Source organism: Bacillus cereus group sp. MYBKT111-2, assembly GCF_051915205.1.
GTDB classification, from domain to species: Bacteria; Bacillota; Bacilli; order Bacillales; family Bacillaceae_G; genus Bacillus_A; species Bacillus_A paranthracis.
Genome location: NZ_JBQAEG010000002.1, coordinates 493,751 through 510,932, shown reverse-complemented (window position 1 = coordinate 510,932; position 17,182 = coordinate 493,751). Strand labels below are relative to the sequence as shown.

The window sequence follows — 17,182 nt, the reverse complement described above, 5'->3', positions numbered from 1 at the left end:
ATTAAAAAGGTTGTTAACCGTGCTGGTAACAACCTTTTTATTGTTTGAATTATAGCTTTACAACGTTTTTAGCTTGAGGTCCACGGTTACCGTCTTCAACTTCGAAGCTAACTTCTTGACCTTCGTCAAGAGATTTGAAGCCGTCGCCAGTGATAGCTGAGAAGTGAACGAATACGTCGTTGCCACCTTCAACTTCGATGAAACCGAAACCTTTTTCGCTGTTAAACCATTTTACTTTACCTGTTAATGTCATGGTAATGCCTCCTAAAAATTAAAAAGATTACAATATGTTCGGCCTTATTTGAATGAAAAATAAAATTTCACATATTATCAAAAACCCATAAGGAATATAAAATGTTCCTGATTGATACTTGATAATATGCAAAGAAAATATACTGTTAAATTGACCTTAATTACTATCTTACAACAAATGGTGGGAAATAGCAAGTGCTGGTAATACCAGTCTGAAATAGGATGGTAAAAGACACAAAGACATCTCTTTTATTTATATATTATTCCTAATTTTGGTTTATGCTAAACTAAGAACATTTTTATTGAAAATTTGTATTAGTGAATCGATATATAGTATAAGAATAGTGTTGATGTATTTGTTTAGGAGGCGAGAATATTGCAGTCCAATAAATTTAAAATAATTGAAGCAGCCAAAAAAGGAAGAAGAAAAGTTCATCCAGTATTCGCTGTTATACTTGCAATTGTATTTTTAACTTTAGGTGAATTGTTCATGTTATTTATGTTGTTTTTACCGAAAGCAGAAACGCTTTTAATGAAAGCAATTTATAGTGATATTGAAATGATATTGACGTTTGGCGGAGCTATATTTTTTGTTTTTTTATGGATTAGATTTGTAGAGAAAAGATCAATTTCATCCATTGGATTTTGGAGAAATCAGTGGATAAGAAAATATTTAAGAGGTGCATTAATAGGTTTTGTTTTTATTTCAATACCAGTCATGCTACTTTTATTAACTGGAAATGTACAACTACAAATGCAACACATTACACCAACCGTTATACTTGGAATTGTGGGATCTTTAGTTGCTTTTTTAATACAAGGTGCAACAGAAGAAATTGTTGTTCGGGGTTGGTTATTTCCAGTTCTTTCTGTTAGAAGCCGTATATGGGTCGGTATTGTTGTAACTTCATTTTTATTTGGTTTTCTTCATTTACTAAATCCAGGTATTACAATTCTTTCAATATCGAATATAATATTAGTTGGTGTGTTTGCAGCTTTTTACGTTTTGAAAGACAGTAGTCTTTGGGGGATATGCGCATGGCATTCCATTTGGAATTGGGCACAATATAACGTATTTGGTTTTGCAGTTAGTGGGATGACAATGTATTCTACACCAATTTTTAAACCTGTAACAAGTGGATCGGAATTCCTTCATGGAGGCTCGTTCGGAATTGAAGGGAGTATCATTACAACAATAATGCTCTCCATCGCTTCAATTGTTTTATGGAAACAGTTATGGGGGAGAAAAGCGAAACAAAGAGATTTTAGTTAATGAAAGAGGGAGAAACTATGGGGATTATAGCGTTTGAGGGAGCAAGTGCTGTTGGTAAGAGCACAACGTGTCGTGAGTTAGAAAAGAATTATGGTGCTTATATTATACCTGAAGTGAATTTATTATTTGAAAGACCAAAAAATGAACATAGAACATGGTATTTTGAAAAACAAGTAGAGCGCTGGAAAATAGCAATGCAGAAGTCAGAGCAATATAAATTAGTAATACTTGATGGAGACATTTATCAGCCGCTTAGTTATAATTGGTGTTTCCATTTTGAAATATTTGATCAGCCATTATCTTTAATAGAAAACTTTTATAAAGAAAAGCTGATACATAGGGAAATTGGTTTTCCTGATCAATATTTTTATTTATATACGAATGATGAAGAACTTAGAAAACGGAAAGAATTTGACGAGACAAAAAGAAGAAGAAACTTTGAAAAACATTTACATATATCAAAATCGTTTCAACGTTATTATGAAAATTTAAATGCCATTACAGACGGGTACTGCAAAATAATTGAAGCGAAAAGTGTAAAAACGAATGAACTAGAAATTGTAAATAACTTAAACAGTTTACATGTGTGTGAAGAGAGTCGTTTTGATGTTTCGAGATTAGATGCGATTACGAAGTGGTTAAAAGAAAATCGCGCATAAAAAGAACGAGTACCTTATAAGGTACTCGTTCTTTTTATGCATATTGAATATGTAAGTTCGTTTCATAAATTGTTTTTAAAATTTGTAAGTTTGCTTGTTCATTTTTCTGAATAGCATTTTTATATTTAGGTAAGAAAAGTTGAGAAGGATAAACTGGGAGTTCACCACAAATATCAATACCATAAATAGATTTATTCATAATTAGAGAATGAATAAATTGTAAAAGTCTAGATAATTTCATGTGCCCTTGATCCCAATTGGTAATAGTAACTTTTGGATCTAAAACATCTTTATCAATGCTTACATATATTGTTTCTGTATGAATATGTGAAAGTATTGTATGTATGGATACTTCATGTGATATATCAATTGGAAAAATTTCTACGTATGGACAATCATTAGAATGAATTGTAAGAGAAGAAGGCCCAATAATGATTACCTTCTTTAAATTATCATTATTTCGAAGAGAAAATGATACCCAAGATCCACAGGAAATAAGAGTCTGTTCATTCGCTCCCTGTAAGTTCATATCAGTATGATGATCAAATAGTATAAGGGTAAAAGGCTTGTTTATTTCTTCTAATAATAAATGAGATACATAATGATAATTTCCAGAACCTATAAAAGTAATTCCTTTATTCTTTCTGCGATTTAATGCTCTTTTTATATGCATTAAAGAAGTGTTTTCGCAATATAGATTTGCGTGTTCTAAATGAGTAAAATCAATATCTTCATGTGAATAAGAATGTAGTTTATTTTGTAATAAATACGTATCATCAAAGTTTAAAAAAGTTAAACCGTTATGCAATAAACTCATATTTATTCATCTCCTTTAAATATAAGGCTATCATTTATTTTTATAAAATTAAAATGAAATGCTTTGAGTGGAATTAGTATTTGGAAAAGTTCGCTCTTTTAACAGAATAATCTTTCAATTCATAAAGAAAAGGAATACAATATAAGGAAATATGTATATGCTTTAAGAAATAGAAAGTATGTAGCAAATGGAAATGATACTTGGAATTAAATTGAGACAAAAAGAAAGTTGAGATTAACTATCGGCAGATGCTCTGTTGATTCAACAAATAATCAATATTTCGAGTTATTATTTGTGAAAGGAGAATAAAGCTAAGTATGAAAAAGATTATTATTTCAGATCTTGATGGTACTTTATTAAGAAGTGACAAAACAATTTCAGAGAAATCTATTAATATTTTAAGGGAATGTAAAAATAATGGGGACGAATTAATTTTTGCTACAGCAAGGCCGCCAAGAGCTATAAAACAATATATTCCCAACGTGTTAAAAAGTGAGATTATCATTTGTTATAACGGGGCTTTAGTTCTTAAAGGCAATGATATTTTATATGAAATGAAGATTTCTAAAAATGACATTTTAGAAATCATAGAAATAGCAACAAAGTATAATCTTCATCAGATTTGTCTTGAAATAGGTGATAAGTTGTATTCCAATTTTGATGTTACTGATTATTTTGGTAATGTACCATGTGAAATTATGGATGTAAGAGATTTGAACTTTGAAAAAGCTTCTAAAGCAATTATTTGTACTAAAGGTTCAATAAACAAGGAATTCATTAAAGAATTGCCTGATGAATGCAGGGGAGTCATTACAGATGATGGGACATTGTGTCAAATTATGCATGCAGAAGTTTCAAAATGGAATAGTATTCAATATGTTCTACAGCACTTAAATCGAGACGTATCTGAAGTTATTGCTTTTGGAGATGACTACAATGATATGGAAATGATAGAGAAGTGTGGGATTGGTGTAGCGATGAGCAACGCTGTTGAGGAATTAAAGGCAGTCGCTAAAGTTATTGCTAAAAGTAACGATGAGGATGGAGTTGCTACATTTCTAGAAAGTAAAAGTTATGTTTATGTTGACTAGTATGAAAAAATTGTAGTAAGCAGCGAAAAAAGAGATGCTGCATCTGTTTTTGATAAATAGATATTATGAATGAGATATGCGGGAGGAAACAAGCAAGATGAAAACATTCTTTAAAATAATTGGAATTATAGCTGGCATGGCGGTAATCGGAGTAGGTTTAACATATGGTATGCTGTATTATTTGAATAATAGTAAACCAGCTGCGAAAAAGGCATCACCCGCTGCTCCGGCAGCAGAAGTACTAGCTGATAGTAATGTAAAAGCTGAAGATGCAAAGGTTTTAGAAAATGGCAATCATTCATTGCCAAATAGCGGATTTAATAAAAATTTTAAATGGACAGATGAGAAAATACAGACAGCGTTACATGAAATGGCACATCAAAAAACGAAAGCTGATCAAAAGTGGGGCTATATTTTTATTACACAAGAACGTATTGAAAGTTTACTTGATATTGTAAAGAACAATGATCTAGTACAAGGAAAAATATATGCAGATATTTTAGAGAGATGGAAACAAGGAAAATATGAAAAAATGGATGCGGATCACAATCAGATTTGGAAATTACAAAGCGGGAATTTAGGCGAAGGAACAGGAGTAATGTCAGAAGCGGAACAAAAAGAGTTGATTAATCAGGTGTTTATGCAAAAAGGTACATATTCAGGTAGTAAATTAATTGCAGGTGGGGGACAGACTAATAAATAAGAGATATGTTGAAACACCTTTGTCATCATAATTACAAAGGTGTTTTTGTTGACACAAGAAATAAATGGGAATATGATTCATATATGAAATAAAATAGAGGGGCTTACATATGAATAACAGAGAGCTTTACGGTAATATTCGTGATGTTTATCATTTACTCCAAAAAAATCTAGATAAGGCAATTGAACAATATGATATAAGTTATGTACAATTTGGAGTGATTCAAGTACTCGCAAAATCTGGGAAAGTATCTATGTCAAAGTTAATTGAAAACATGGGATGTGTTCCAAGTAATATGACAACAATGATTCAACGGATGAAGCGAGATGGTTACGTAATGACAGAGAAGAACCCGAATGACCAACGTGAAACGCTCGTTTATTTAACTAAAAAAGGTGAAGAGACGAAAAAGCAAGTAGATGTGCAATATAGTGATTTTTTAAAAGAGAATTGTGGTTGTTTTACGAAAGAAGAAGAAGGACTTTTAGAGGCTTTATTATTAAAGTGGAAGAAGCACTTGAATTAAATATAGTAAAAATGTAACATTCTGTTACATTTTTATTTATATAAATACTTCATATGTGAAATAAAAACTAGTACAGTGAAAATTAAAGAAGGGATAATAATAAATAATTATTTCATATGTGAAATAAAGGGGAGTTATATATGGAGTTAAAGTCAATGATACGTATTTTGGCAATTGTAGCTTTTTTTGTTGGATTAGATTCATTATTAGTGGCACCTTTATTACCAGTAATTACAGAAACAATTAGTATCCCTGATGGGAGTGGAGGGTTATTAATTACTATTTATGCACTTTGTTATGGAATAACTGCACCCGTATTTGGAATGATGTCTGATAGAGTTGGAAGGAAACGTATGATTATAATAGGGTTTATTATTTTTTCTATTTCTACATTTTGTACGGGATTAGCGAAGAATTTTGAAATTCTTTTATTATTTCGCGGTCTAACAGGTTTATCTGGTGCAATGATTATGCCAAGTATTTTTGCATTAGTAGGAGATAAAGTTACATATGAGTCAAGAGGAAAAGCGATGGGAACAATTATGGGAGCAATGATAGGTTCAACAGTCATTGGAGTACCTATAGGCGCATTTTTATCTGAAATAGGAAATTGGCAATGGACATTTTATAGTATAGGACTTTTAACTTTATTTCTGACATTACTAATTAATCACATATTAAGAAATGAAAAAGAGAGAGAGGATGTGCATGTTTCTTTAACGGAAATGGTGGATGCACCATTGAAAATGACTGTAGTAAATATATCAGTTTTATTTGCATTATTAGCAACGTTTCTATGGACAATTGGATTACATGGCATGTTTTCATACATAGGTGTTTATTATGAGAATAATTTTGGAATTTCTGTTGGTAAAATAGGTATAGTAATTTTTTTGGCAGGAGTTGGTAGTGTAGCTGGTAATATTTTAGGTGGAAAATTAGCTGATAAAATAGGAAAGAAGAGTGTTATAGTCATTGCGAGCATTGTATCCTCAATTAGTGTAATGTTATTCTCGCTTTCCACAGAAAATCTAGTAATTGCAATTATTGTACATATTATTTGGAGTTTATTTATTGGATTTGGACAAGCATCATTAACGGCACTAATTTCAGAATTAAAACCAGCTGTGCGAGGGACTGTAATGGCATTAAATAGCTCTGCCATGTATATTGGGATGACTATTGCTTCTGGCGTAGCGTCACTTGCCATAAGTAATGGATTTCCGTTTTTTTCTTTAGGAACAATCTGTGCAATTGCTAGTTTACTTGTCCTTCCAATCATATTTGTTCTAGTTAAAGAAAAAACATCACCTAATAAAAAGAAGATGACTATATAAGTGGTAGTAAAGAAAACGTGGGTTGATATTCTTTAAAGGATTTCAACTCATGTTTTCTTTCATATTATTTTATACTTTCATAACCTTTAATAGTGAAAGAAACGACTGTACTACAGGGGAAATCCATCTAGATTTATGATAGATTACATGGCTTTGAATAACTGTTGGAGTTTCAATAGGCTGAAAACAGAGTTGCTCTTTTTGACAACTTTCTTGTACAACGATGTAAGGTAGAATTGATATTCCTAATTCACACATGACGGATTGTTTAATGACTTCAACGTTGGACGTTTCAAATGTTTTAGCTGGAATATTCCCGCTTTGACGTAAAAAACGATCTACCATTGGTCTATAGCCGCAGCTTTGTTCCGTAAAGATAAACTGGGTATCGTTTAGTAAACAAAATGGATTAGAGTGTATACAGTAATGGGGAGGTAAAATCCATCCAAATGTTTCATTACTAAAAGTACGTGTAATAAAATCATTATGTTCTATACTTTCTCCAATTATGAAGACAACGTCTGTTTCTCCTTCATGTAATTTTTGTAATGCTTGTTCATTTGTGTTTGTTTCAAGTACGATATTTACTTTCGGATTTTTCTGTTTGTAAGTACGTAATAATTGTGGTAAACGATATACTGCTAATGATTCGTTTGATGTAATACTCAATGTACCTTCTAATTGATCGGTATTTTGAGGGATTTCTTGCGCTTTTTCATAAATTGCAAGTAATTCTAAAGCATAAGGATGAAATTGATGACCTGCTTTTGTAAGAAGTACTTTTTTTCCTAACCGATCGAAAAGAGGAATATGTAAATCGTTCTCTAATGCTTTCATATGCGCTGTAACTGTAGATTGCGCATAACCTAATGCATGAGCAGCTTTAGAAAAACCACCATACTTAACAATCGCACAAAATGTTTTAACGTGTCTCATTTCCATAAACAATCCCTCTTTTATTATCATGATTTGTGAATGATTATATCACGTATTTCAATTTTCCAAATGATTAAATTTCTTATAAAATGAAATTGTAGAAATATTTATTCATTTAACATTGGAGGAGAAAAGATGAGTGAAAAGGGCTATCATGTAGCTGTTGTCGGGGCTACGGGTGCAGTAGGTCAGAAAATTATTGAACTGTTAGAAAAAGAAACAAAGTTTAATATAACTGAAGTTACGTTACTTTCGTCAAAAAGATCAGCTGGTAAGACAGTACAATTTAAAGGGCGAGAGATCATTATACAAGAAGCAAAAATAAATAGCTTTGAAAGGGTAGATATTGCCTTTTTTAGCGCTGGGGGAGAAGTTTCTAGACAATTTGTAAATCAAGCTGTCACTAGCGGTGCCATTGTAATTGACAACACAAGTGAATATCGAATGGCACGTGATGTACCTCTTGTTGTTCCGGAAGTAAATGCGCACACTTTAAAGGAACATAAAGGGATAATAGCAGTTCCGAATTGTTCAGCATTACAGATGGTAACAGCTCTTCAGCCAATACGAAAAGTATTCGGATTAGAACGAATTATCGTTTCCACTTATCAGGCTGTATCGGGTTCTGGTATTCATGCAATTCAAGAATTAAAAGAACAGGCTAAGTCAATACTTGCAGGTGAAGAAGTGGAGAGTACTATATTACCAGCGAAAAAAGATAAAAAACATTATCCAATTGCATTTAATGTACTTCCTCAAGTAGATATATTCACGGATAATGATTTCACCTTTGAAGAAGTAAAGATGATTCAAGAAACGAAGAAAATTTTAGAAGACCCAAACTTGAAAATGGCAGCTACTTGTGTGCGTGTTCCAGTTATATCAGGTCACTCAGAATCGGTTTATATAGAGCTTGAAAAAGAAGCAAGTGTTGCAGAAATTAAAGAAATATTGTTTGATGCACCAGGTGTTATTTTGCAGGATAACCCTAGTGAACAGCTGTATCCAATGCCATTATACGCAGAAGGGAAAATAGATACATTTGTCGGTAGAATTAGAAAAGATCCTGATACACCAAACGGATTCCATCTTTGGATCGTTTCCGATAATTTATTAAAAGGTGCGGCGTGGAACTCGGTGCAAATTGCAGAAACGATGGTGGAAGAGGGAATCATTTAGTATGAAAGAAACTAGGGAATTGTTAAAGATTACAGTTTCCTAGTTTTTATTTTATAACTGTTCGCTTTATTCCAGCCGTATTTGATTTGAAAGACAGTAAAAAACATCAAGAATGAATACAGTTTATTTGGTACGATATGGATAAATTCAATAAGGGGGAATTAGATGTATCAAGTAAAGGGGTATTTTTCATCGCTAAAAGGAAGTCATTATGAAATCGGTAAGCAACAAGGGGAATTTGTAAAACAACATCCTTACCTTATTCCGCAATTTATACAGAAAGAAAATGTAATATCGCATCAGCATTGGACAGAATCTAGGAACATATTACATAATTATTGTCCAGGAATTAATGAAGAGATTGAAGGGTTTTGTGAAGTATTAAAAATTTCATCTGAAAATATGATGTATTATTATCAAACACTATTAAAAGCAGGTTGTAGCCATTGTGCTGTTTTACCTAAAAAGACAGATTTAAAGCATACTTATGTATTAAGAAACTATGATTTGTCACCAGTAATAGATGATATGCGTTTTTGTTCGACTCATGTTGAAGGTGCATATGCACATAGTGGCTTTTCTACTCAATATTTTGGCCGAACGGAAGGAGTTAACGAGCATGGATTATCTGTTACATTTTCAGCATGTGGTCAACCGGTTGGAAATATTGCGGGTTTAAGAAAGCCAGCGGTAAGTGGTTTACAATGTTTTGCGGTCATTAGAGTATTATTGGAGAAATGCAAAAATGTGCAGGAGGCTAAGTCACTAATAGAAGAAATACCAATTGCTAGTAATATGAATCTAATAGTAGCCGACCCTGTAGATGCAGTATGTATTGAAATATTTGATGGATATAAATCAATAATCACAATTGTTGAGGAAAGCCAAGATTTTATCGTATCAACAAACCACGCAATTAGTTTACCTATTCAAAAACTGAATAGTAGAAGATTAGAACAATCTACAAACCGATATCACACATTGTATGAACATTTAAATCGAAATGAACAAGTGAGTATAGAGTCTTTAAAAGGATTAGTACAAAAAGAATATCCTGCCGGGCTGACGGTGCATAATTATGAAGAATGGTTTGGAACTTTACATTCCGTATTATTTGATTTGCATGAATGCACAATGAATATTTGTTTCGGGTCTCCACTTTTAAATGACTGGTACTCGTTGGAGGTTGGAGGGAGTCTTCCTTTTTCTGAGGTGAATGTGAACTTTGAAAATAAAACTTATACTGATTTTTGGAGAGAAGAGAATAATAAATTGATTCCAAAAGGGTAAATGGGGTAATATGGTAGCACCGAAGGAGGTTATTTATACTGGAGGGATTACCGATGCTAAACATTTTATTAATGATTGTTTTTATCATTTTTTTAGCCGTTTCCATGTATATTGCGTATCAAAAAAGAAAAAAAGCAGAAATAAAAGGATTGAAGAGTGCATTAACTTCAATTTGTTTCTTTTCACTTGCAATTTTTAATTTGTTCGCATATTGGTTTCAGTTCGGCGGTATGTTGACAGTGCTATTTTCAATCGTATTATTGTTAGTTGGGGCTTATTTTACAAAATATATTCCAATTTCCAAAAAGGTACACTAAAATTTATAGTTAATACTTTATTTCATTATGAAAAGAGATTATTCTACTAGGTCGTTATGAAATGACTTCATAGGATAATCTCTTTTGTTCGTTTAATTTTGTAAAGAATGTACGGTTAGTTTCAATTGTTTAATAAATTCTCGAGTTGCAGCACACATATATTTATCTTTTCTATAAATAAGCCCTATTTCTATTGTTGGAGTAGGATTTTCTATTTTAATAGCTTGAATGTTTTTATTTTGTAAAAAGTCTATATACGGTTTTGGTAAAACTGTAATTCCCATGCCTTTTGAAACCATTTGGATTAAAGATTCCATTGTACTAATTTCTAAAATTGGTTTTGGTTTAAAGTTGAATTTTTGACAATGGGATGTAATTAATTCGGTTAAAAAGAAATTTTTAGGTAAAAGAATTAAAGGGTAATTCTGCAATTCAGCAATAGATACATGATTATGTTCAGCTAATTGATGACCAGTTGGTACGACTATTATAAGTTCACTTTTGTAGAGAGGGTTGTAAAAATTAACCGAGAGAAAATACATGTAACACCTTTAAAGGAGGAAATAGAATGGCTAATTAATATCAATTATTATCTTTAAATATAGGATTACCAAAAGAGGTTACATACGGCGGAAAAGTAATTCATACAGGCATAAATAAGAAACAAGTAAAGGAACCGGTATATTTATCTTTTGTAAAATTTAATGGGGATGGACAAGCTGACTTAGTTCATCATGGAGGAGTAGATAAAGCAGTTTGTGTTTATACTGGTGATCACTATCCATACTGGGAAAAAGAGTTGAATCAAGATCTTGTATATGGGGCTTTCGGAGAAAATATAACAGTTAGTGATATGCGCGAAGAGGATGTTTGTATTGGTGATACGTTTAAGCTCGGACAGGCAATCGTACAGGTAACACAACCAAGGCAACCTTGTTTTAAATTAGCAAAAAAATATAATATTCCAAAGTTACCACTATATTTTCAAGAAACAGGATATACAGGATTTTATTTTCGTGTATTAAAAGAAGGATGGGTATCATCAGTTGATACTTTAAAAAGACTACAGTCTAATCCAAAGGGTGTTTCAGTAGCGTTTGCTAACCGTATCATGCACAAGGAAAAGCAAAATATTGAAGGGATAAAAAGGATATTAGAAGTAAATGCACTTTCAAGTAGTTGGAGAAAGTCTTTTGAAAAGCGTATAAGTGGAGAAGAAATGAATACGAAGGAAAGACTTGAAGGGATAAAAGAATAAAAATCTTTTATTATAAATAGTGTATTTCTATTAGTAAAAACGAATTAGAAAGCGCTATTTTTATATAATAAACTCATTAATATCCAAAAATCCTAATATTGTTTTATTCGACTTGTTTTCGAATAGTCGAAACATAAAATTAATTAGACTTTTTTTTTATATTTTATGATAGTATATTGATTGGTAAGACCTATTACTTTAAGAGCAGGTTCTACAACTATATCTAATTTGATGGAATTAACATATGGAGGGACAACATGGGGAATGTTGAAAGTTTTGAAAAACTTCTTTTAGAAGAACCGAAAAGAGAGCAGTTATTTCCTTTATTTGAAGAAGTATTTGGGATTCCAAGTCAAACATTGCATGATTTTTCAGAGAGAGGTTATTGGGATGATACATATAAAGCTTTATCATTTTTACAAGAAGATAAAGCGATTGCAAACGTTGCGGTATTCTCGTTACCATTGCTAGTGAATGGTGAAAGAATAAATGCAGCAGGCATTCAATCGGTGATGACACACCCTAATTTTCGAAGACAAGGACTCATGACACAATTAATGAGTAAAATGATAGAAGAAATCGATAAGAAATGTGAATGCACATTATTGTTTACGGAAAAACCTGAACTATATACATCATATGGTTTTAAAGTTGTGCAGGAGTATTTGATGACTATTCCATATGATAAAAAGAATAATAATGATTCCTTACTTAGAGAGCTAGATTATTATATGGAAGAGGATAGAAAATTAATACATGAAACTATAGATAGTAGCCAAAGACTTTCAAATAATTTTTCAACATTAAACTTCCATCCTTCGTTTTATTTGAATATGTACAATTCGGAATGGAATGAGAAATTGTATTATTCAGAGAAACTCGATGCTCTAATTGTGTATGAAGTAGATAATGAAAAGTTGAAATTATATGGAGTGTTTGCACCAGTAATTCCAGTTTTAGATGAAATATGTGGGGAGATTGCTGAAAGATTTACAGAAATCGAATTTTACTTCTCTCCAGATCAATTAGGGGTTGAGGATGTACAGTTTACAGAATTACAATCAAGTAAGTATTTAATGGTTCGAAGTAATAGAGAGTTGGATTTGAAAGGTTATAAATTCCCAGTATTAGTAGAATTTTAAATGTGTATATAGATGCTTTATTAGGGAGGAATTATGAAAATATCACATATACCAGAACATATTGAGCAACTTACTATAATGAATGTACCTGAATATTATAAGCTTAATAACAATCATGCGCTTATTGTCCGCTCGAAAGCCGAAACAGATTTTTGGCTTAAAACACATTATGGATTCGAAGTAATGAATGGTCATGTATTTTATACAGAGACGATGACAGACTTTCAAGCTGAAGTTCAATTGCGTATGAATCCAAATTCAAAATTCGATCAAGCTGGTCTTTTTGTTATGGTTTCGGAAAAGTGTTGGCTGAAAACTTCATTAGAATATATTCCAGATGGTCCATCTCATTTAGGAGCTGTCGTAACGAATAATGGATATTCCGATTGGTCCACGCAAGACTTTCCGACAGAATTAGCTAACGAGCAACTTCGTTTTCGAATTGTTCGTAAACGTGGTGATTATACAATATATGTGAAGAAGATCCACCAATGGGAACAAATAAGAATCGCTCATTTGATGGAGGATATAGGAAATAAGCCTATTAAAATAGGTTTTTACACGTGTAGTCCGTCTAAAAATAATGGATTTGAGACTGAGTTTTTAGAGTTTACAACTGAAAAAATATAGATGAAAAACCGTATTCTTTTCATTAGGAATGCGGTTTTTATATGTATATAATAAAAAGCACATTTATTGACCGTAAAGTCATTAATGCTTATCATTTAATAATGTTAAATATTAATTTACATAATATAATAGGAATAAGAAAGAAATTATAAACTACAGCGCTTAAATAAGGAGGGATATGAGTTATTCGGGGGTAATTTCATGGGAAAAGGAGATTATGTATGAAATCATTTCGTAAATTATTACAGTATTTAAAACCATACATGTTCTTCGCTATTATTGGACCACTATTTATGGTACTTGAGGTTGCGATGGACTTAATTCAACCGACTATTATGCAACATATTATTGATGTTGGGATAGCAAATCGGGATATGAATTATGTAATAAAAATGGGGCTTCTTATGATAGGAGCTGCAGCACTCGGTTTAGTTGGAGGGCTTGGGTGTATGATGTATTCTACAAAAGCAGCTGTTAATTTCGCTACTGACATACGAAAAAATGTGTTTGCGAAAATAGAAACATTTTCTAGTGAAAATCGTGATTCGTTTGGAACTGGAAAGTTATTAACGATAGTGACAAATGATATTACATCTATTCAATCAGCGATGACGATGACATTACGTGTTCTTGTTCGTGGTCCTTTGTTATTTATCGGAAGTATCATAATTGTTTTTGTAACAGCACGCGAGTTATTTCCTATATTACTCGTAGTCGTTCCAATTTTATTACTTGCGATTATATTCATTGCGAGTAAAGCGAGCGGGACGTTCAAAAAGGTGCAAGAAGCATTAGATAAAGTGAATACAAAGTTACAAGAAAATTTATCTGGAGTACGTGTTATTAAAGCGTATGTAAGACAAAAATATGAAATTAATCAGTTTGGAAATGTTAATACAAATTTAACGAAGATAAATATTAGAGCGGTGCAGCTTATTTCCTTAATGATGCCAATCATAATGTTAGTTGTAAGCGGAGGGATTGTCGCAACATTATGGATTGGTGGAGAAAAAGTATTTAACGGGACTCTTCAAGTAGGAGCTATATTAGCGTTTATAAATTATTTGAATATCATTTTAATGTCACTTATGTCTATCAGTATGGTATTTATGCAAATCGCGCGAGCATTTCCGTCTGCGGATCGAGTACAGCAAGTTTTAAATACTGAGGTTGATATTACGAGCGAAACAAATGCGCTTGTACCTAAGGAAATTGAGGGAAATATTGATTTTAAAAATGTTAGTTATAGTTATACGAAAAATAATGAATATGTTTTAAAAGATATTTCATTTCGCATATGTAAAGGTGAAAAAGTAGGGGTTATCGGTTCTACAGGAAGTGGTAAATCTACTTTAGCAAAATTGTTACCACGCTTATACGATGTTGATCAAGGTGAAATATGTATTGATGGAATAAATGTTAAGGCATACGATTTACAAAAACTTCGTGGTTCAATCGGGTTTGTACCTCAAAAGGCATTGTTGTTTTCAGGTAGTATAGAAGAGAACTTACGTTATGGAAAAGAAGATGCAACGAAGGAAGAGCTGGAAGTGGCGGCTTCATCAGCTTGTGCGACTGAGTTTATTAACAAACTGGAAGATTCTTATCAATATCATGTAACACAAGGTGCGACGAATTTATCTGGTGGACAAAAACAACGTGTATCCATTGCAAGGGCGCTTGTGAGAAAGCCATCTATTCTTGTATTAGATGATTCTACATCAGCAGTTGATGCTAAATCAGAATCTAACATTCAATCAGCATTAAGGAGAGAATATAAAGGAACAACAACATTATTAATTGCTTCTAAAATCTCATCAATAATAGATGCTGATAAAATTCTCGTTTTAGATAATGGTGAATTAGTTGGTGATGGTACACATAAAGAACTGTTAGAACAATGCGAGGTTTATCAAGAAATCTATCTTTCCCAAGGTGGCAATTTGTATAAGGAAGGTGGGAAAGAACATGCGTAATTTTCAAGGGCAATTTGCTAATAAAGGTGGGCGTAACGCAACAAAGATGGGGAAGGCTAAAAATACGAAAGGAACTGTGATGAGAGTATGGAACTATATGGACTATCAAAAGGCTGCTCTTACGTTCGTTATATTTTTAGTATTTGCTACAACGTTACTTGGATTATTAGGTCCTTATTTAATGGGAGTAATTATAGATCAATATATTGTACCGAAAGATTTAAATGGCACAGCAAGAATGTGCATGTTACTTATCGCAATTTATGGTATTACAGTGTTTTTAACTTGGTTACAAACATTTGTCATGGTTAACGTTGCATTAAAAACGATACAAAAAATAAGACAAGATATTTTTGAGAAAATCCAAACGCTTTCTTTACGGTTCTTTGATGTACGTTCTCAAGGGGATTTAATGAGTCGTGTAACAAATGATATAGATAATTTGAATCAAGCGTTGACACAAAGTGTTGTACAAATTATTTCATCAGCGCTAACTTTTATAGGTGTGACGATTGCGATGTTCGCATTAGATTGGATTTTAGCGATTGTTACTTTAATTACAGTACCTATTATGTTTTTCGTTACAAAAAAACTAGTTGCTTATAGTGGTAAAAACTTTGCAAAGCGTCAAAAAGATTTAGGAGAATTAAATGGATTTATTGAGGAAGCTATAACAGGTGCGGATGTTACAACGTTATATGGGAAAGAAAAAGAAACCGTACAAAATTTCAATGAAATTAATGAATATCTAAGAGTTTCTGCAACGAAGGCGGATACATTTTCAGCTTTTATTTTTCCAAGTATGAACTTTATTAACAACTTAGGTATGGGACTTGTAATTGGGACTGGGTCAGTAATGGTTTTAAATGGAATGACAACAGTAGGTGTCATTGCAGCTTTTATTAATTATTCTCGTCAATTCTCAAGACCACTCAGTCAATTCGCAACTTTAATGAATACGATTCAAGCGGCAGTGGCTGGTGGGGAACGTGTCTTTGAAATTATGGATGAAGTACCGGAAATCAAAAATAAAAAAGATGCATTCGTTGTACAAAATTTACAAGGACATGTTGCACTCGAGAATGTTTCATTTGGGTATGAGGAAAATAAAACGATTTTAAAAGAAGTGAGTCTGAAAGCGCGGCCAGGGGAGACAATTGCTTTAGTAGGTCCAACTGGATCGGGCAAAACAACAATCATTAATTTGCTAACGCGCTTTTACGATATACAGCAAGGGCAAATTCATATTGATGGAAAAAATATAAAAGAATATGATATGAATTCGTTGCGAAGTAAAATAGGAGTAGTTTTACAAGATACGTATTTATTTGCTGGGACGATTATGGATAATATACGTTATGGTCGATTAGATGCGAGTGATGAAGAAGTAATCAATGCAGCTAAGGCAGCATCTGCACATTCTTTTATAAAACATTTACCGAATCAATATGAAACGAAAATTGCTTCAGAAGGATCGAATTTAAGTCAAGGACAGAAACAACTTCTTGCGATTGCACGGGCAATTTTAGCAGATGCAGATATATTAATTCTCGACGAAGCAACATCTAATATTGATACGAGAACAGAATTACAAATACAAGAAGGACTAAACAATTTAATGAGAGGTCGAACAAGTTTCGTAATCGCTCATCGACTGAAAACGATTGAAAAAGCAGATCAAATCCTTGTTATAAAAGATGGAAGTATTTTGGAAAAAGGGAACCATGAATCTCTCATGGAAGATAGAGGATTTTACTTTGATCTGTATACGAGTCAGTTTAAAATTTAAGAAGAAT

The 17,182-nt window shown here is 32.3% G+C and carries 17 protein-coding genes and 1 pseudogene; 14 read left to right on the top strand and 4 right to left on the bottom strand.

Going from position 1 to position 17,182, the window contains the following annotated elements; translation table 11 throughout:
• Positions 1-49: 49 nt before the first annotated feature.
• Entirely contained in the window at positions 50-253 is a 204-nt protein-coding gene (gene cspD / locus ACTFNE_RS07935; protein ID WP_000176368.1) for a cold-shock protein CspD, read from the bottom strand.
• Positions 254-628: 375 nt separating this feature from the next.
• On the opposite strand from cspD, the gene ACTFNE_RS07930 reads away from it, so the two are divergent.
• Positions 629-1,525 carry a CPBP family intramembrane glutamic endopeptidase gene (locus tag ACTFNE_RS07930; RefSeq protein ID WP_046197427.1) on the top strand — a complete coding sequence of 299 codons (897 nt, stop codon included), beginning with the start codon at positions 629-631 and terminating at the stop codon, positions 1,523-1,525.
• A complete protein-coding gene (locus ACTFNE_RS07925; protein ID WP_000657887.1) occupies positions 1,525-2,184 on the top strand; it encodes an AAA family ATPase in 660 nt (219 codons plus the stop codon). The genes ACTFNE_RS07930 and ACTFNE_RS07925 overlap by 1 nt, the downstream gene beginning before the upstream one ends.
• A 34-nt stretch (positions 2,185-2,218) precedes the next feature.
• Here ACTFNE_RS07925 and ACTFNE_RS07920 read toward each other — a convergent pair whose 3' ends face one another.
• Entirely contained in the window at positions 2,219-3,001 is a 783-nt protein-coding gene (locus tag ACTFNE_RS07920) for an arginase family protein (RefSeq protein WP_046197426.1), read from the bottom strand.
• Between the two features lie 317 nt (positions 3,002-3,318).
• Between ACTFNE_RS07920 and ACTFNE_RS07915 the strand changes: the two genes are divergently transcribed.
• The 4 genes from ACTFNE_RS07915 to ACTFNE_RS07900 all read left to right on the top strand — a co-directional run bounded on the left by ACTFNE_RS07915 (position 3,319) and on the right by ACTFNE_RS07900 (position 6,658).
• Positions 3,319-4,092 (top strand): Cof-type HAD-IIB family hydrolase, encoded by a 774-nt coding sequence (locus ACTFNE_RS07915; protein ID WP_000720253.1) that lies wholly within the window; start codon positions 3,319-3,321, stop codon positions 4,090-4,092.
• Positions 4,093-4,189: 97 nt separating this feature from the next.
• On the top strand, positions 4,190-4,795 hold the full coding sequence (locus tag ACTFNE_RS07910; RefSeq protein WP_000846580.1) for a PRK06770 family protein: 606 nt from the start codon (positions 4,190-4,192) through the stop codon (positions 4,793-4,795).
• A 109-nt stretch (positions 4,796-4,904) separates the two neighbouring features.
• Positions 4,905-5,321: a MarR family winged helix-turn-helix transcriptional regulator gene (locus tag ACTFNE_RS07905; RefSeq protein WP_001065034.1), complete on the top strand. Its 417-nt coding sequence runs from the start codon at positions 4,905-4,907 to the stop codon at positions 5,319-5,321.
• Positions 5,322-5,461: 140 nt separating this feature from the next.
• Complete coding sequence (locus tag ACTFNE_RS07900) at positions 5,462-6,658, top strand: MFS transporter (protein ID WP_000421208.1); 1,197 nt, start codon at positions 5,462-5,464, stop codon at positions 6,656-6,658.
• A 69-nt stretch (positions 6,659-6,727) separates the two neighbouring features.
• Here the strand turns inward: ACTFNE_RS07900 and ACTFNE_RS07895 are convergent, their stop codons facing one another.
• Entirely contained in the window at positions 6,728-7,600 is an 873-nt protein-coding gene (locus tag ACTFNE_RS07895; protein ID WP_046197425.1) for a LysR family transcriptional regulator, read from the bottom strand.
• A 129-nt stretch (positions 7,601-7,729) separates the two neighbouring features.
• On the opposite strand from ACTFNE_RS07895, the gene ACTFNE_RS07890 reads away from it, so the two are divergent.
• The 3 genes from ACTFNE_RS07890 (at position 7,730) to ACTFNE_RS07880 (ending at position 10,380) form a co-directional block, all read left to right on the top strand.
• Positions 7,730-8,773 (top strand): aspartate-semialdehyde dehydrogenase, encoded by a 1,044-nt coding sequence (locus tag ACTFNE_RS07890; RefSeq protein WP_046197424.1) that lies wholly within the window; start codon positions 7,730-7,732, stop codon positions 8,771-8,773.
• Between the two features lie 165 nt (positions 8,774-8,938).
• On the top strand, positions 8,939-10,063 hold the full coding sequence (locus ACTFNE_RS07885; protein ID WP_000285218.1) for a C45 family autoproteolytic acyltransferase/hydolase: 1,125 nt from the start codon (positions 8,939-8,941) through the stop codon (positions 10,061-10,063).
• Positions 10,064-10,116: 53 nt separating this feature from the next.
• A complete protein-coding gene (locus ACTFNE_RS07880; protein WP_000932119.1) occupies positions 10,117-10,380 on the top strand; it encodes a hypothetical protein in 264 nt (87 codons plus the stop codon).
• A gap of 92 nt (positions 10,381-10,472) precedes the next feature.
• Here ACTFNE_RS07880 and ACTFNE_RS07875 read toward each other — a convergent pair.
• Positions 10,473-10,892 (bottom strand): annotated as a pseudogene (locus ACTFNE_RS07875) (LysR family transcriptional regulator substrate-binding protein); the annotation flags it as partial.
• Positions 10,893-10,981: 89 nt separating this feature from the next.
• On the opposite strand from ACTFNE_RS07875, the gene ACTFNE_RS07870 reads away from it, so the two are divergent.
• The 5 genes from ACTFNE_RS07870 (at position 10,982) to ACTFNE_RS07850 (ending at position 17,175) form a co-directional block, all read left to right on the top strand.
• Positions 10,982-11,638 (top strand): MOSC domain-containing protein, encoded by a 657-nt coding sequence (locus ACTFNE_RS07870; RefSeq protein ID WP_270705443.1) that lies wholly within the window; start codon positions 10,982-10,984, stop codon positions 11,636-11,638.
• A 257-nt stretch (positions 11,639-11,895) separates the two neighbouring features.
• The gene (locus ACTFNE_RS07865; RefSeq protein ID WP_000528697.1) at positions 11,896-12,780 is read left to right on the top strand and encodes a GNAT family N-acetyltransferase; all 885 of its coding nucleotides are present in this window, start codon (positions 11,896-11,898) and stop codon (positions 12,778-12,780) included.
• Between the two features lie 33 nt (positions 12,781-12,813).
• The gene (locus ACTFNE_RS07860) at positions 12,814-13,410 is read left to right on the top strand and encodes a DUF1349 domain-containing protein (protein ID WP_000703153.1); all 597 of its coding nucleotides are present in this window, start codon (positions 12,814-12,816) and stop codon (positions 13,408-13,410) included.
• Between the two features lie 221 nt (positions 13,411-13,631).
• Positions 13,632-15,386, top strand: a complete 1,755-nt coding sequence (locus ACTFNE_RS07855) for an ABC transporter ATP-binding protein (RefSeq protein ID WP_000834809.1) — start codon at positions 13,632-13,634, stop codon at positions 15,384-15,386.
• A complete protein-coding gene (locus ACTFNE_RS07850) occupies positions 15,379-17,175 on the top strand; it encodes an ABC transporter ATP-binding protein (protein WP_270705440.1) in 1,797 nt (598 codons plus the stop codon). The genes ACTFNE_RS07855 and ACTFNE_RS07850 overlap by 8 nt, the downstream gene beginning before the upstream one ends.
• The last annotated feature ends 7 nt before the right edge of the window (positions 17,176-17,182 follow it).